Source organism: Parasutterella excrementihominis YIT 11859 (assembly GCF_000205025.1).
In the GTDB taxonomy this organism is placed as follows: Bacteria; Pseudomonadota; Gammaproteobacteria; order Burkholderiales; family Burkholderiaceae_F; genus Parasutterella; species Parasutterella excrementihominis.
Genome location: NZ_GL883754.1, coordinates 15,097 through 28,774 on the forward strand (window position 1 = coordinate 15,097; position 13,678 = coordinate 28,774).

At 46.6% G+C, this 13,678-nt stretch carries 11 protein-coding genes; 5 read left to right on the forward strand and 6 right to left on the reverse strand.

Translation table 11 applies throughout. The features are described 5' to 3' along the window. Positions 1-148: 148 nt before the first annotated feature. Together HMPREF9439_RS10050 and HMPREF9439_RS10055 are read right to left on the reverse strand one after the other, a co-directional pair. Positions 149-856 (reverse strand): response regulator transcription factor, encoded by a 708-nt coding sequence (locus HMPREF9439_RS10050; RefSeq protein WP_008864773.1) that lies wholly within the window; start codon positions 854-856, stop codon positions 149-151. Between the two features lie 9 nt (positions 857-865). Next, positions 866-3,397, reverse strand: coding sequence for an ATP-binding protein (locus tag HMPREF9439_RS10055; RefSeq protein ID WP_008864774.1), 2,532 nt, complete (start codon positions 3,395-3,397; stop codon positions 866-868). A 245-nt stretch (positions 3,398-3,642) separates the two neighbouring features. Here HMPREF9439_RS10055 and mltB point away from each other — a divergent pair, with 245 nt between their 5' ends. Beyond that, on the forward strand, positions 3,643-4,770 hold the full coding sequence (mltB, locus tag HMPREF9439_RS10060) for a lytic murein transglycosylase B (RefSeq protein ID WP_008864775.1): 1,128 nt from the start codon (positions 3,643-3,645) through the stop codon (positions 4,768-4,770). Between the two features lie 135 nt (positions 4,771-4,905). After that, positions 4,906-5,094, forward strand: coding sequence for a hypothetical protein (locus tag HMPREF9439_RS10065; RefSeq protein WP_021867523.1), 189 nt, complete (start codon positions 4,906-4,908; stop codon positions 5,092-5,094). Between the two features lie 62 nt (positions 5,095-5,156). Here the strand turns inward: HMPREF9439_RS10065 and HMPREF9439_RS10070 are convergent, their stop codons facing one another. Both HMPREF9439_RS10070 and HMPREF9439_RS10075 read right to left on the reverse strand, forming a co-directional pair. Further along, a complete protein-coding gene (locus HMPREF9439_RS10070) occupies positions 5,157-5,870 on the reverse strand; it encodes a fumarylacetoacetate hydrolase family protein (protein ID WP_008864777.1) in 714 nt (237 codons plus the stop codon). A 273-nt stretch (positions 5,871-6,143) separates the two neighbouring features. Next, on the reverse strand, positions 6,144-6,749 hold the full coding sequence (locus HMPREF9439_RS10075; protein ID WP_008864778.1) for a DUF2939 domain-containing protein: 606 nt from the start codon (positions 6,747-6,749) through the stop codon (positions 6,144-6,146). A 317-nt stretch (positions 6,750-7,066) separates the two neighbouring features. On the opposite strand from HMPREF9439_RS10075, the gene HMPREF9439_RS10080 reads away from it, so the two are divergent. After that, entirely contained in the window at positions 7,067-8,872 is a 1,806-nt protein-coding gene (locus HMPREF9439_RS10080; RefSeq protein ID WP_008864779.1) for an FAD-dependent oxidoreductase, read from the forward strand. A 79-nt stretch (positions 8,873-8,951) separates the two neighbouring features. Here HMPREF9439_RS10080 and HMPREF9439_RS10085 read toward each other — a convergent pair whose 3' ends face one another. Both HMPREF9439_RS10085 and dcuC read right to left on the reverse strand, forming a co-directional pair. Then, positions 8,952-10,220, reverse strand: a complete 1,269-nt coding sequence (locus tag HMPREF9439_RS10085; RefSeq protein WP_008811094.1) for an amidohydrolase — start codon at positions 10,218-10,220, stop codon at positions 8,952-8,954. A 10-nt stretch (positions 10,221-10,230) separates the two neighbouring features. Continuing rightward, positions 10,231-11,496 carry a C4-dicarboxylate transporter DcuC gene (gene dcuC / locus HMPREF9439_RS10090; RefSeq protein ID WP_008864780.1) on the reverse strand — a complete coding sequence of 422 codons (1,266 nt, stop codon included), beginning with the start codon at positions 11,494-11,496 and terminating at the stop codon, positions 10,231-10,233. Between the two features lie 102 nt (positions 11,497-11,598). On the opposite strand from dcuC, the gene HMPREF9439_RS10095 reads away from it, so the two are divergent. Then, positions 11,599-12,522, forward strand: coding sequence for a LysR family transcriptional regulator (locus tag HMPREF9439_RS10095; RefSeq protein WP_008811092.1), 924 nt, complete (start codon positions 11,599-11,601; stop codon positions 12,520-12,522). Then, entirely contained in the window at positions 12,461-13,432 is a 972-nt protein-coding gene (locus tag HMPREF9439_RS10100) for a LysR family transcriptional regulator (protein WP_244862437.1), read from the forward strand. The genes HMPREF9439_RS10095 and HMPREF9439_RS10100 overlap by 62 nt, the downstream gene beginning before the upstream one ends. The last annotated feature ends 246 nt before the right edge of the window (positions 13,433-13,678 follow it).

Genomic DNA, 13,678 nt, shown 5'->3' on the forward strand with positions numbered 1-13,678 from the left:
CGTATCTCCTTTGGGAGAACGAGCAAAAACCAAGCTGTACTCCTTTGGGCAATCTCGCTGAAGCAGAAACCTCCGAGGCAACTTCGACATTAAGCCACGGCTGTCGGAGAAGCGGCAGGAATCCTCTTCATTTATGGCGCGGAGGAAGTCAATCAGGTTCTGTAATTAGGTATCCCACGGAGGAATAAGCCGCAATCACGCCGCCGTCCAACCCACATTGTTCAAGCTTTCTTCGAATCCTTGCAAAAGTAACACGAAGATACTGGACCTCTCCGATGCTCTCGTCGCCCCACACAGCTCGAAGCAGCCGTTCATGGGTCATGACTTCTCCGGGATGTTTCACAAGCTCTAAGAGCAGCCTGAACTCTCTGTCCGTCAGTTTGACGAGCGCGTCTTTGACATAACATTGACGCGGGCCGGGCAACAGTCTCAGCGCACCGCAAATAAGTTCCTGACTTTGAGGGGCGTGGACAAGTGATCTGGTTTTTCCTCGTCTCAACACGGCTCGAATTCTTTCCATCAGTTCTTCAATGTAGAAAGGCTTCGAGACGAAGTCGTCTGCTCCTTCTCGGAAGCCCTCGATGACCGTGGGACGTTCGTCTTTCGCCGACAAAATGATGACCGGCACATCAGATGATTTGCGCAGTCTCTTGAGCATGGACATGCCGTCAATTTCAGGCATCATTAAGTCAAGCAAAATCAAATCGGGTTTCTCAACCGACTTGTTGTAAACCTCCAGTGCCTGAGCTCCGTCGGAAGCCGTCTGAACGTCAAATCCTTCGAGTTCTAAATTTTGAGCCAAAAGACGGCGGATCTTGCTTTCGTCATCAACGATCAAGATTAAAGGACGATGCATACTTCCCTCCTACAGCGACAAGGAGATTTTAAAGACTGTTCCACCTTTGGGATTTTGTTCGGCCCAGATTTTTCCGCCATGGGCAGCCATGATACCGCGGCAAATCGAAAGGCCTAACCCGGTCCCCCCGACTTTCCGTCCCGAACCCATATCGACTTGATAAAAAGAATCAAAAATTTTAGAGAGATGTTTTTCGGACACGCCTATACCGTTATCAGAAAAGCTGATAACCACAGAGTCATCAATTTTTTCCGACCTCACATTACACGTAGGCTTTTCCTTGTCGTTGTAGCGGGCAGCATTCTCCAAAATATTCACAAAGACCTGGGTCATACGATCCTTGTCTGCCAAAACACATTCAGCTTCCGGCTCAACTTTCAGCGAAACCTCCAAGTGAGGAAAATGAAGATGAACGCTCTTCATTGCTTTATTCAAAATTGCGGTAACAGTCTGCACTTTCGGCTTAATCACCAATGATCCTGCTTCAAGTCTGGAAACATCCAGCCAGTCGCAAATCAAGTTTTGCAGACGCTCGCTTTCCTCCAGCATCTCTGTCAGAAGCTGCTGAGAGTCCGAAAGTTTTCCGGATCTAATTTGGCGCTGCAGCGTTTCACTTTGAAGTCTTAGCGTAGTGACCGGAGTCTTTAGTTCATGCGCGACAACAGAGATCAAATTGCGCTTCATTCTTTCCATGGAAACTTCTTCCGAAATATCTCGAAGGAGCAAACCCATTCTCGGGCCAACATAGCCATGAAATTCCGGCACTAAAAAACCGGAAGCTTCAATGAAAAAATCAGAATCTACTTTACTAACATATCGAGTGGGGCCCGCAAAGAAATCCTGTGGATTATTCGGACTGTCTGCCAAATAAACCTTTCTAAAGTGTTCCTCTATATAGTTCTCGACTTTGGCGATACCGTCTCCGGGCGCAATAGAAAGAATCTCTCTTGCTGTCTTGTTGGAATACAGCAAACTGCCGGTTTTTCCGATCAGTACCACCCCTTCCGTCATAGACTCCAGTAGGGCATTGAAGCGGGATTGAGAAGCTTTCACTGAAGAAAACATCTCTTTGTTCTCTAACACAATGGCAATCGAATTTGCCAAACGCTGAAGCGAGGTATTGACTCGATTTTCTTGAGTGTAGTCAGGCCGCTCGAAACTTAAATATCCTAAAACTCCCGTGCTGAGTTTAACCGGCAAACTGGCTAGATCCTGACGACCCCTTTCCGGTTCATCGACGAAATCCAATTGGTTAAGTCCGAGGATTAGACGGAAGCTCTCGACGGTCCGCTTTATCACAACATGCGGCTCATCCTGAAGCGGCGCCAAGAGAAACTGGAGGGCCCTGAGCTCTTGATTTCTCTGATTGAGTGTTCGGGTTCGCAGGTTGACCTGATGTGTCAAATCTAAGTTCGATTCTTCTAATTTCTTCTGTGTCGATTGAACCTGCCGAACCAGCTTTTCAAACTGGACCGAAAGCAACTTCAATTCGATCGGCGCATTTGCAAGAAAAGATCGGTCCGGTTTCTTAATGGAACCGTCCTTCTTGAAGGCGTTGATTTGGTCGATTAAGGTTTGGACATAATTTGTAAGACGAAATCCCAAGAAGGTTCCGACAATTAGAGCAAGCAGTGCACCGCAAACAAGAAAGACGCCTGAAGTCAGCAGTGAGGAAAGGAGCTGCTTGTCTCGAAATGTCACGCGCTGAGAAAACACCGCACGCCAATCCGTATCCGGAATCTCGGCAATTGAAAGAACCGCTGAGTCATTACGTTTTTGATTTGTCCGCCACAAAGGTGTAGGCGCCCCAAGCATTTGCTCAGAAATTTTCACAAATTCCGACGATAAGTTTTGCGGTCTTACATTGCCGCTGTCGTTCAGAGAAGTAAAGAAAATTTCCTTTTGTTTTGAATCAAATATTTGTAAAGAATAAGGTTCAGCGCCAACGGATCGTTCGAAGATGGCAGCGATATCTTCCTTCGGCTCACAGCCAATCAAAAGATACGAACGGTCGTAAGAATCAGCTTCCGGGATACGCGAACCAAAACAAATTTCATTTTGAAACGATCGAACGTTAACTTCGCTGCCGGCAAAGGCGGACATTAATTCAGCCGTTGAGACAGAGCTTTCACCATGATGAAAGTCCACGCTCCCAGTGTCTGAGATAAGCTTAAGCGAAGTGAGGTAAGGCATTTTCTCTGCAAGCTTATTTAGGCGTGAGACCGGAATAACTTTAGAACCAATGGACTCTGAAATCATGTCAGATGCCGTGTTCAAAAAAGTTTCGATACTCACAAACCGTGCACTCATGCTTCTTGCAAATTGCTGCGTTCTCATTATCTGCTGGTCGTCAATGACCGCCGCAGTGTGCGTTAATTGGGAGAAATGCATGAAGGCAAGCATAAATAGCGGCATCAAGGCCGTCCAGGCCAAAGCTCGCGTCAGATAACCTCGAAAGTCTTTAGGAACGACCTGCTCTTCGACCTCAACTTTTACCACCGGCGGAAGAGGGACGACAAAATTTGAAGTGTTTGAAGCCATGTTCTCTCTGGGACAGAATCAAAAGATTCTGTGGTTGTTTGTTTTGACTGATTTGTATGCCGCTATTGTAGTTGTTGAGTAAAAACTTACCGGAACTCAAAATGCCAAACTCACTTAAGGAGGCCGATTAGGACCGTTGTTGTCACGCAATGTTGCTGAAGTCCGTTTTTTCTTCCGACCGTTACACCATGCCCGTACAATTCGGAAAAAATTCGGGTAATCTAACTAGGACTTAGGAGGCGCTTATGCTCAGACGATCAATTCTTATCTCAGGTATTTCAGGGCTCGCCGCTTTTTCCGGGTTGGCTTTGGCCCAATCTATGTCCTCCACTTCCGCCGAAAAAGCTCTGCCCTACAGCAAAAGGCCTGAAGTTAAAAAATTCATTCAAGACGTCTGCAGTCGCCGCGGACTCAACCAGGATTGGGTCGCTGCCGTTCTTGATCAGGCCACTTATCAGCCCAAAATTGAGCGTCTGATGACACCGAAGCGTACCAAGCCCGGTACAAAAGACACCCGCAAAGATTGGGAAAAGTACAGAAATATCTTTCTCGGAGCTCACCGCTTGAATTTAGGTGTTCAGTTCTGGAAAGACAATGAGACTTCCTTGGAGCGTGCCCGTGAGATTTATCATGTTGACCCTGCCGTTATTATCGGCATCATCGGCGTGGAAACACGTTATGGAGAAAATACGGGCAATTGGAAGGTTCTCGATTCTTTGGTCACCTTGAGTTTTGACTACAAACGCAGAGCCGACTTCTTTAAGAAAGAGCTGGAAGAATTTTTAGTCATCCTTTACAAAAATGACCTTAAGCCTTTTGATGTACAAGGTTCTTATGCTGGTGCCGTCGGTTTGCCGCAGTTCATGCCAAGCTCTATCAAACGATTCGGCGTGGATTTTGACGGTGACGGAAAAATCGACATCAATCATTCCACCGCTGACACGATCGGCTCTATTGCCAACTATCTGAGCAAACACGGATGGGTAGAAGGGCTGCCCATGTTAATTGAGGCGGATATTTCACCGGCTCAAGCGGCTAAGTTCGGGGGCGGCACCAATCCCCGCTTTACTTGGAATCAATTGATAAGCAACGGTGTGAAGCCGCTGGACAATGACGAACATTTTGCAGGAAATATGCCGGTCTTCATTGTTGACTATCCGTTTTATCTTCCGGGATCCTTGGACTTTGAAAAACTTTATAGAGTCGGTACAAAAAATTTCACAGCAGTTCTTCGCTACAACAGCAGCTATTTCTACGCCGGTGCTGTGGCTGAGCTAGGCTCTGCAATTGCAGAGATGATGGGCAAGAGAGGTTTGATCGATGGTGAGAAGCTTCTTCCGCCGCATCTTAAGCCGCAGTCGAGCGGAATTTAAAGGAATCAAGGAAACCGTAACACCGATTTCTTCCGGTAATAATCTTTAGTTTCTTTCCTTACCTCTCCGAACTAGAATATTCCGTACAGGAGTCTTAGAGAACTCTCGGAATGTTAGAAGACAAGGGGGAAAAAGATGGCAATTGGAAGTGCAGTACAGCGTGGCAATAGCGTTAACGTTTATAACGAGCGCGGCGTTATGCTCTTCAGCAAAGTTGGCGAACTTATCGGATACACCGGAACTACCGTAACCATCCGCAGAGGAAATCAAGCAATTACTTATAGCGATAAAGGAATACAAAAATTCTGCAAAGTGTGTTCCTGACATCTCTAGAAGAGGCTAGTTAGAAAACTCGAAACTAGCCTTTCCTGCTTCAAAGACTTGTCTTAGCGACCAAAAACCTTTCCGGAAAATTTTCCCGCGCCGTTTACGCCGCCTTCAAAGGATTGTCCGATTTCAATCGGTCCGCTCCCTTTCGGAGTCCCCGTATAAATTAGATCCCCCGCTGTCAGTCGCCAATACTTAGAAACCTCGGAAACAAGTTCAGGGATGCTGTGCATCATTTGACTTGTGTTGCCTCGTTGTCGTTCCTGATTATCGACATAGAGCCAGAGCGTTGCCGCATCCATATCCGGCATTCGGTGCTTTTCTCTGATCTCGGTAATTAATGCTGAGTTGTCAAAGCACTTTGCCTTTTCCCAAGGTTGGCGGTTCTCTCTAGCGATTGTTTGAAAATTGCGGCGCGTGAACTCGACGCCTGCAGCGTAACCGAAAATATATTCTTCTGCTTCTTCAGGCGTAATGAAACCAGTTTCAGGTGCTGTTTTGCCGATCGCAACGACGAGTTCCACCTCAAGACAAAAAGAATTCGTTTCTCGAGGATAAGGAATCTCTACGCTTTTTCCTTCCTTGCAAACAACAAGGCCGTCAGAAGGCTTTGTGAAAAACACCGGTTCAGCCCTTTCAACGCGCCCCATTTCTGCTAGATGATCCGCGTAGTTGCCGGCAATAGCGTAAACACGATGTACAGGAAAATATCGGTCCTTCTCGCCCCAAACGGGAACCGCCGGAACACAAGCTTGAGCAAATACAAACGGCATTCAACTTCCTTAGAAAAAATTTACGGTTACGCTGAAGATGAACTTCAATGCACATCCTAACTACCTTAGGAGAGCGGCTACATAGAGGGGAAAATCGTACCTCTTTCGCATCTTTGCGCCCAAAACAGATTTCGTTCGTTTCGGAGTGTCCTCAACAGCAAACTTAGTTTGGTTCCTTTCAATGCTGACGTCAAGCCGAGGAAAAGAAATTAGGTCAACTAAAAGAGGGTTCCGGCCATTTCACAGAGTTAAGAATTTTTCAAGAGATGTAAGTTACGTCCCGAACGGCAGAAGCACGTTTGTAACTCTCCAAAAGAAAAAACCTTCTCTAGACAGGGTTATAAGAACCTTATCGTCGGGCCTGTTCTTCCCGCTCAAAGTAACATAAAAGCGATTGACACTGTCTCCATACTTCTTTTCAACGTCCACTCCTAACATACCCTTATCAGCGACTTTTGCTTGAAGATGAACGTTTTTAAAACCGTCATTGGGATTCAAAGAAGAATTCCGAGTTAATTTATTTTTTCCGCTGATTAAGGCTGCGATTCCTTCTTCCGTAACCAGATCTCGAACTAAGCGGTCAACAAGCTGAAAAGAATAGAGATCGATTTGGTTCTTTGTCGTTACCGGCTGAGATTGAAACTCCCGAAGTTTTAGATCAATCTGATTATTAATCTGCCGTTGTATATTTAAGCGAACCTTCGGAAAATCGATAAATTTACTCATCCTTGCGGTATCTCCGGACTCGATAGCGTTTTTGATTTGATCCGCAGCGTAATACGGACTCCAATACCAATATCCGATAAAACTAGCTGCGGTAAATATAAGCAAACTAATTGCAACGAATCGAATCGATGAACCTTCTGAACGTAACTGCATTGACAACACCTGAGACGAGCTTTACAGACCAAATAAAAATACTATATTAGGTATAAACCCTACTCTCCTAATCACCTCAAAATAGGATTGCTAAAAAGTATTTTTCACAAGATTGACTTGTATTTTCACCGCACTCAAAAAATATTAATCCGAAAAGATGAAAAATTTTTTCTTATATTTTTAATAAGTTAATCGCATTCTCCGAAGCTTATCCCCGGTCTTTAGGTGAAACTACGTAGGAAATTCTATCTATTTTCATCTAAAACATTTACAATTCGACACAGATTAACAACCTCATATGAAAAGGAGATAACTCAATGATTTTTAAAACATTGCTGACTTCTGCCGCCGTTTCTTTGGCCGTTGCTTCCTACGCTCAGGCCGCTGTTCAGGACGGTACGTTTGAAGGCACAGCCAACGGCAAAAACGGTCCCGTAACCGTTGCCGTAACCATCAAAGCAGGAAAGATCACAAATGTTAAAGTCGTAAAATCCGGCGAATCCGCAATGATCGGAGATGCTGCAATTGCTCGCATTCCGTCCGAAATCGTTGCCCGCCAGTCCCTGCGGGTAAATAACGTCGCCGGTGCCACTTTGTCTTCCATGGCAATTCAAGCTGCTGCGACAAACGCGGTTAAGGCCGCGGGCGGTACTCCGAACGAATTCTACAAGGCGCCGATTAAGAAGTCGGCTTCCAACATTGATATTAGCTACAAGACAGCCGTTGTCGTTGTCGGTTCCGGCGCCAGCGGAATGGCTGCAGCGGTTCGGTCTCAGTTGAACGGAAATCCCACCATTCTGATTGAAAAAATGCCGTACCTCGGCGGCGACACGATTCTGAATGCCGGAACCTTAATTGCGACTGGTTCCCGCTATCAACGCGATGTCATGAAAGAAACCAAGGACTCTCCGGAACTCGCATATAAAGACATCATGCATGTCGGCAAGAATCGAAATGACCCGGTTTTAGTCAAAATGGTCACTGAAAAAGCAGGTTCAGTCGTCGACTGGCTGATTGACGACCTCAAGATTCCTTACGGTCCTGCGGCAACCCAATACCCTGACCACTCTGCCTCACGCCAACTTGGTGTAACAGGTCGCTCTCCTAATTTCATCAGAACAATGGCCCGTATCTTTACGGACCACGGCGGCAAAATTTTGATGGAAACTCGCGCCACCTCTTTAATTTACAAGGGAGGCCGCGTTAACGGAGTTCAGGCTGTCAACGCCGATGGGGACAAGATCACGATCAACGCTAAAGAAACCATTCTAGCCTCCGGCGGTTTTGGCGCCAAGACAGAAATGCTCCCGAAGACTTTGAAAGGCTACCTTTTCTACGGTTTAGACAGTGATGCCGGTCAAGGTTACGAAATGGCCAGAAAACTCGGCGCGCAAAACATAAATATGGATCTTGTAAAAGTCTATCCGCAGGGTGTTGAGACCGTTCCGAACCACGGCCTTGCAGCGACTGCCAGTTCCACGGCTACGGTCAATGATACCGGTGCAATCTATGTCAACAGTCAGGGTAAACGTATCATCAATGAGCGCGCCTCTTTAGGAGAACTCACAGATATCACCGTAGCTCAGCCCGACAAGATTATGTACTTAGTCATGGATAAAACAGGCTATGACCGTTATCTGGCTAAGAGCATTGAAGACAAACTGGTTCCGGACGAAACTGTTCTTCGTAAATGGCTTGCCATTAAGAACAACGGGAAACCGGTGATGGTTGAATCGGATAATCTGGCTGAAGCGGCTAAAGTCATGGGTATCAATCCTGAAGGACTTGAAGCTACTGTCAAACAGTGGAACGAAATGGCAAGCGCCGGCAAAGACACTCAGTTCAATCGTAAAGATCCGAAAGAGCTCATTAAAGCTCCGTATTACATTGTTGAACAGAAGCCTCGTTTTGCCACAACACTGGGCGGCTTGAAAGCCAATGCAAATATGCAGATTTTAGGGAAAGGCGGTAAGCCCATCCCCGGTCTCTTCGGAGCTGGCTGCGTAGTTGGTGGTGCTAACGGCGCCGACTCTATGACCGCTATGATGAACTCCTGGGCCATCATCTCCGGTGTGGATGCCGCAGACGGTGCAACTGCCGCCATCAAAAAATCCCGCAAGTAATCTCCTCTAATACTTAGCAAGTACTAAAACGGGCCCAAAATTGGGCCCGTTTCTTGTGGTTTTGAGGTGAGTTAGAGAATTAGATTCCGTTAAGTTTCAACACACATCCTTTGAAAATTCCAAATGCGGTTTCAAGTCCTTTTTCGTCAAAATCAAATTCTCTCTGGTGGTGAGCTGCTGTTCTGTCGGCTCCTACAACGAAGAACTCACTCTTTCCTCCGGCAGCTTTTACACGTGTTGCAAGCATCGTAAAGTCCTCGGAACAACCTAACTTTTTATGCTGGACAACTCGTTCGCAACTCGGCAGACTTCCTGCAACTTCCGTCACTAAAGAAGCAAGCTCAGGATCGTTATTGAGTTCACCGGCCTCTCCGACTTTTTCAACTTCATAGTCCACGTCATAAGCCAAAGCGGTGCCTTTAACAATGCGATTGGCCTGATCGACCATGAAATCATTGATTTCCGCTGTTTCTCCGCGTACTTCTAATTGAACCTGAGCATGTACCGGAATAACGTTTCTTCCTTCACCGGCCTGCATCATTCCTACGTTAATGCATCCTAGACCTTTTCCATGGCGTGCCATTCCAAGAAGCTCGGATACACAAGTACAGGCACAAGCCAAAGCATTCCTACCAAGATGCGGACTCATTGTCGGATGAGCGGGCCGACCTTTAAAGCGAACATCTAACTTAGTTGTGCACAATACGCCCTCGGGGTACACACAAACCTCTCCGGTGGGACACATCATTGCCAAATGCGCACCTAACAAATAATTGACGTCATCTAAGAGGCCGGAAGCCGCTTGAGCCGCTCCTCCTCTCACACCTTCTTCGGCCGGCTGGAAAATCAATTTAATTCTTCCGCACAACTGATCTTTGTGATCGACAATCCACTGCGCCATGGTCAATCCGACTGCCGTGTGTCCATCATGGCCGCACGAATGCATAACTCCTGCATGACGGGATCTGAAATTCTCTTTATTGGGAAGATGATCCTTTAAGTCCGTTTCTTCGACACCGACACAGTCGATATCAAAACGCAAAGCTGTGACGGGGCCCGGTCTGCCTGTGTCTAATTCCGCAATGGTGCCCGTATATCCGTGCATTCTTTCAATGAGCGTCGGGTCGACACCTTCTTCCAGTGCCCTCTTTTTGCTTTTTTCCACAAAATCTTCCGGCCTGCCCATGACAGCATCGAGACCGATCTGCTCAACGCCGACAAACGTCTTCCAGCCAAGCGGTTCGATTGTCTCCAAAATTTTTGCTGTAGTACAAAATTCACCCCAACCGAGTTCGGGTATCTGATGCAGTTCTCGTCTCAGTTTGACTGCGTTTTTGATGTAATCCATGTTGTTCTCCTTAAACCATCGCTAATGCGACAAAGATGACGGCAATGATCATCGGAATTGCCAGACGTTTTGTAAGTTCAATTGGATTGCTGACCCCGGCCAGACCGCAAATCACGATAGCGACACCGGATATCGGACTCATAGTTCTTCCAAGAGCTCCGGCCAAAGCGGCCATTGTTCCTAAAGTCGGAACGGTCATGCCGAAACTCGGTGCATGGGGTGTAACGGCTTCATTGAATGCAAATGCTGCTGCGTCTCCGGAACCGGTAATAACACCCATCACAAAAGGCCCAAGTGAGCCGCCCCAACGAGCGATCTCATTCGAGCCTCGAAGAACTTCAATGAAGACTGCGATAAGGCCCGACGCTTTCAAACCGGCAGCAAAGACACCGGCAGCAATAATGATGCCGAGAACTTCACCATAGCCGTTGCCCATGCCCGCAAAAAAGCGTTTAGAGAAAGACTGAGGATCAGCCAAAGTAACCGCCAACGTGTAAATAGCTCCCACAAGCATGGCTTGAGCTACACCCATTTTTATGGCGGGAAGCCATAAATTCCCTGTAACCAAAATCAGAACTGGAACCAGCGGAGCTAAGGCCTTCAAAACATTCACACGCTGAACCTCACTTTCCTCATTTAATTCAGTTTCGGAAACCGAGCCCGGCTTATAGTCGCCCAGTAAGATGCACATAATCGTCACACCTATCATCGAGATGGCGCCGCATACCAACGTGTAATTCATGTGTACGCCGATTGTCTGGATAACATCCAGATTCGCCATCTTTGCTACATAGGCATTGTGAGAAAGACCGGGAGAAAGCATGGATCCGAACGTCCCTCCGAGGATAGCGGCGGCAGTTCCGGGACGGCTGACGCCGGCTCGGCGTAATAAGGGAATCATTGTCGGACCCACGGCCGCCGCGCACCCGGCCGCTGAAGGAATCGCGATGCAGATGAAATAGGTAATTGCCGTAGCAGCAGGTATCAGCAGCAAACCAAGCTTACTTAACGGAGCCGACAGAAGCTTCACTAAATGAACATCGCATTTGGTCATTTGAACGACAAAAGCAAAGCCCATCGCAGAGCAAATTGCCATGATCAACCCGCTGTTTGTCATAGATTTTGCAAATGCATTCAGACCTTGCATCGGATCTAAAGACAAACAGGTCATAAGAAAGCCGGAGGCTAACAGAACCAAGCGTGTCTCATAGCGTTTGATAAGAGCTGCCACTGTCAAAATGACGATAACAATGGCTGCCCAGACAGTCCAAGTCATAATCTTCTCCTATGGGTTATCGTTATGTCACCATTGTGAAGATTGGATTGCGTTACGGTAAGATATCAAAGAGTGACAACGTTTTGATCTAAACGGAACATCATGCGTAACCTTGACACAATTGAAACCCTTGAAACCTTCGTTGTTCTCGCAAGACTTAACAGTGTCGGAAAAACCGCTGAGCAGCTTCATATTTCAAAAGCTTCCGTCTCACGCCGCATTTCTTCACTTGAAACATCCATTGGAAAGCTCTTTATCCGAAACCAAAACGGCAGCGAGTTGACACCTTTAGGCTGCCTTTTCTTAGAAAAGATTCAACCCCTCCTAGAGCGATTTCACAAACTTTCAGCCCCTGTCTCTCGACCCGAAGGGAGCATCAGCGGATCAATCCGAATTTCAGCGCCCAACGCTATCGGCAATGGTTTGCTCATTCCATGGATCACTGCATTCCAAAGAAGAAATCCCGAACTTTTTGTTAACCTAACGCTGACTCTTGGTCCAATGCACATCATTCCTCCGGAGTGTGATATCAGAATCAATCACGGGCTTTATCCATGTTCCAATGCCGTCATCAGAAAACTCGGTGAAATGCGCCGTATGATGGTTGCATCGGCGGCCTATTTGGCAAAACATGGAGTACCGAAAACTCCGGAGGATTTAGAATTTCATGAACTTTTAGGCGGCAATGATTTAGTCAACGGAGCGCCCTTAGTTCTCCTGAAAGACAATGAGCGCGTCATCGTTCCGATCCACTCCAAACTTAGACTAAAAGATCATACAGCGGCAAGGACAGCCGCATTATTTGACGCCGGAATAAGTGTTCATGCATTCAGGTATGACACCATGGAATTAGTCCGACGCAAATTACTCATACACGTTCTGCCCGACTGGGAGCCTGAGCCGTCTCCTGTTAGCTTGCTTCTTCCCATCGGCCGAAAACCATCCTCAGCTGTGGAAGCCTTGTGTGACTTCATTGCTGAAAAATGGCGTTCAAACCCTGAACTCGTCTTCGATCATGGTCTCTAATAATTCTGAACATAGGGCAACACTGCGTCAATGGCAGCTCTTTATACTTACCGTTGAAAAAGGAAGCATTCTTGCGGCTTCTGCCGCTGCCAACACCGACGCTGCCGTTGTCAGCCGAGAAATTACAAAACTTGAACATCTGCTACAGGAACCATTACTGGAAAGATCCCGCTCCGGTGTTCGTCCGACATGGCTAGGCGCTCAAAAATACAAAGAAGCCATAAAAATTCTTCATGACATCAATACTGCTTTCTCTGAAACTGAAAATACTTCAATCAGATCTTCGACTATCCGTCTTGCCGTTCCCGGGGCATTGACAGGGCTTATCGCTAAGCCTCTCGCAGAGTTTGAAAAACTCCAATCTTCTAATCACACACGCATCGAAATCAACAGTTACCAAAACATCAACGATATTCAGCCTGAAAATTTTGATCTCATAGTTTGCCTCCAAACATTGCCAAATGTCAGGATGATTGCATACGATATCGCAAGCATTTCATATGGAATTTTTGCCTCTCCTGACTTCATTGCGCAAAACAAAAGGATCTCTGATCCGACTCAGTTAGAAAAACTTCCGCTAATCCACTCAAAAAGCGAAAAAGTCCTCTTGCAGGGGCCTTTCCAAAGCATAACCATTACCGTAGAGCCTCAAATAAGAATTAATTCTAATGAAGCTATGATCAGTGCCGCGGTTGAAGGTTTGGGTATTGCCCTCCGCATACCGCTTTGGGCCGCCGAGCCCTTAGCAAAAAACGGTAAGTTGCGTCACTTACTTCCAAATTGGCATATTCCGAACGCACCCGTTTGGCTTCTAAAGCATCCCGGCCGAAAAATTTCCGCTCTGGAGAAACTTATACAGTTTTTAAGGAAGACTGGAACTTTCCATCCGACGCTAACAAAAACGGACTAACCGAAGAAATAGGTCCCTCCCTTTCAGCATTTCCTTAACTCTCAAAAAAAATCTGAATCAAATTCAATCATCCCAAGCTGAACTTGATTTAACTTTTATGATTGAACAAGACTGAACACCTTGATAATTCGAAAGAGTTTTCATTTTCTTTCAAGGGGGGCTGTTCGACACAAAACGTCACAACTAACACATTTTATGACGGCATTGTTCGGACAATGAGTGTAGATTACCGCGCTGAAGACATCC

What these genes read in the sequence shown, in the direction of transcription:
- HMPREF9439_RS10055 (WP_008864774.1), bottom strand. Translation starts at nt 3,397, where the DNA reads ATGGCTTCAAACACTTCAAATTTTGTCGTCCCTCTTCCGCCGGTGGTA.
- HMPREF9439_RS10075 (WP_008864778.1), bottom strand. Translation starts at nt 6,749, where the DNA reads ATGCAGTTACGTTCAGAAGGTTCATCGATTCGATTCGTTGCAATTAGT.
- dcuC (WP_008864780.1), bottom strand. Translation starts at nt 11,496, where the DNA reads ATGACTTGGACTGTCTGGGCAGCCATTGTTATCGTCATTTTGACAGTG.
- mltB (WP_008864775.1), top strand. Translation starts at nt 3,643, where the DNA reads ATGCTCAGACGATCAATTCTTATCTCAGGTATTTCAGGGCTCGCCGCT.
- HMPREF9439_RS10095 (WP_008811092.1), top strand. Translation starts at nt 11,599, where the DNA reads ATGCGTAACCTTGACACAATTGAAACCCTTGAAACCTTCGTTGTTCTC.
- HMPREF9439_RS10050 (WP_008864773.1), bottom strand. Translation starts at nt 856, where the DNA reads ATGCATCGTCCTTTAATCTTGATCGTTGATGACGAAAGCAAGATCCGC.
- HMPREF9439_RS10080 (WP_008864779.1), top strand. Translation starts at nt 7,067, where the DNA reads ATGATTTTTAAAACATTGCTGACTTCTGCCGCCGTTTCTTTGGCCGTT.
- HMPREF9439_RS10065 (WP_021867523.1), top strand. Translation starts at nt 4,906, where the DNA reads ATGGCAATTGGAAGTGCAGTACAGCGTGGCAATAGCGTTAACGTTTAT.
- HMPREF9439_RS10070 (WP_008864777.1), bottom strand. Translation starts at nt 5,870, where the DNA reads ATGCCGTTTGTATTTGCTCAAGCTTGTGTTCCGGCGGTTCCCGTTTGG.
- HMPREF9439_RS10085 (WP_008811094.1), bottom strand. Translation starts at nt 10,220, where the DNA reads ATGGATTACATCAAAAACGCAGTCAAACTGAGACGAGAACTGCATCAG.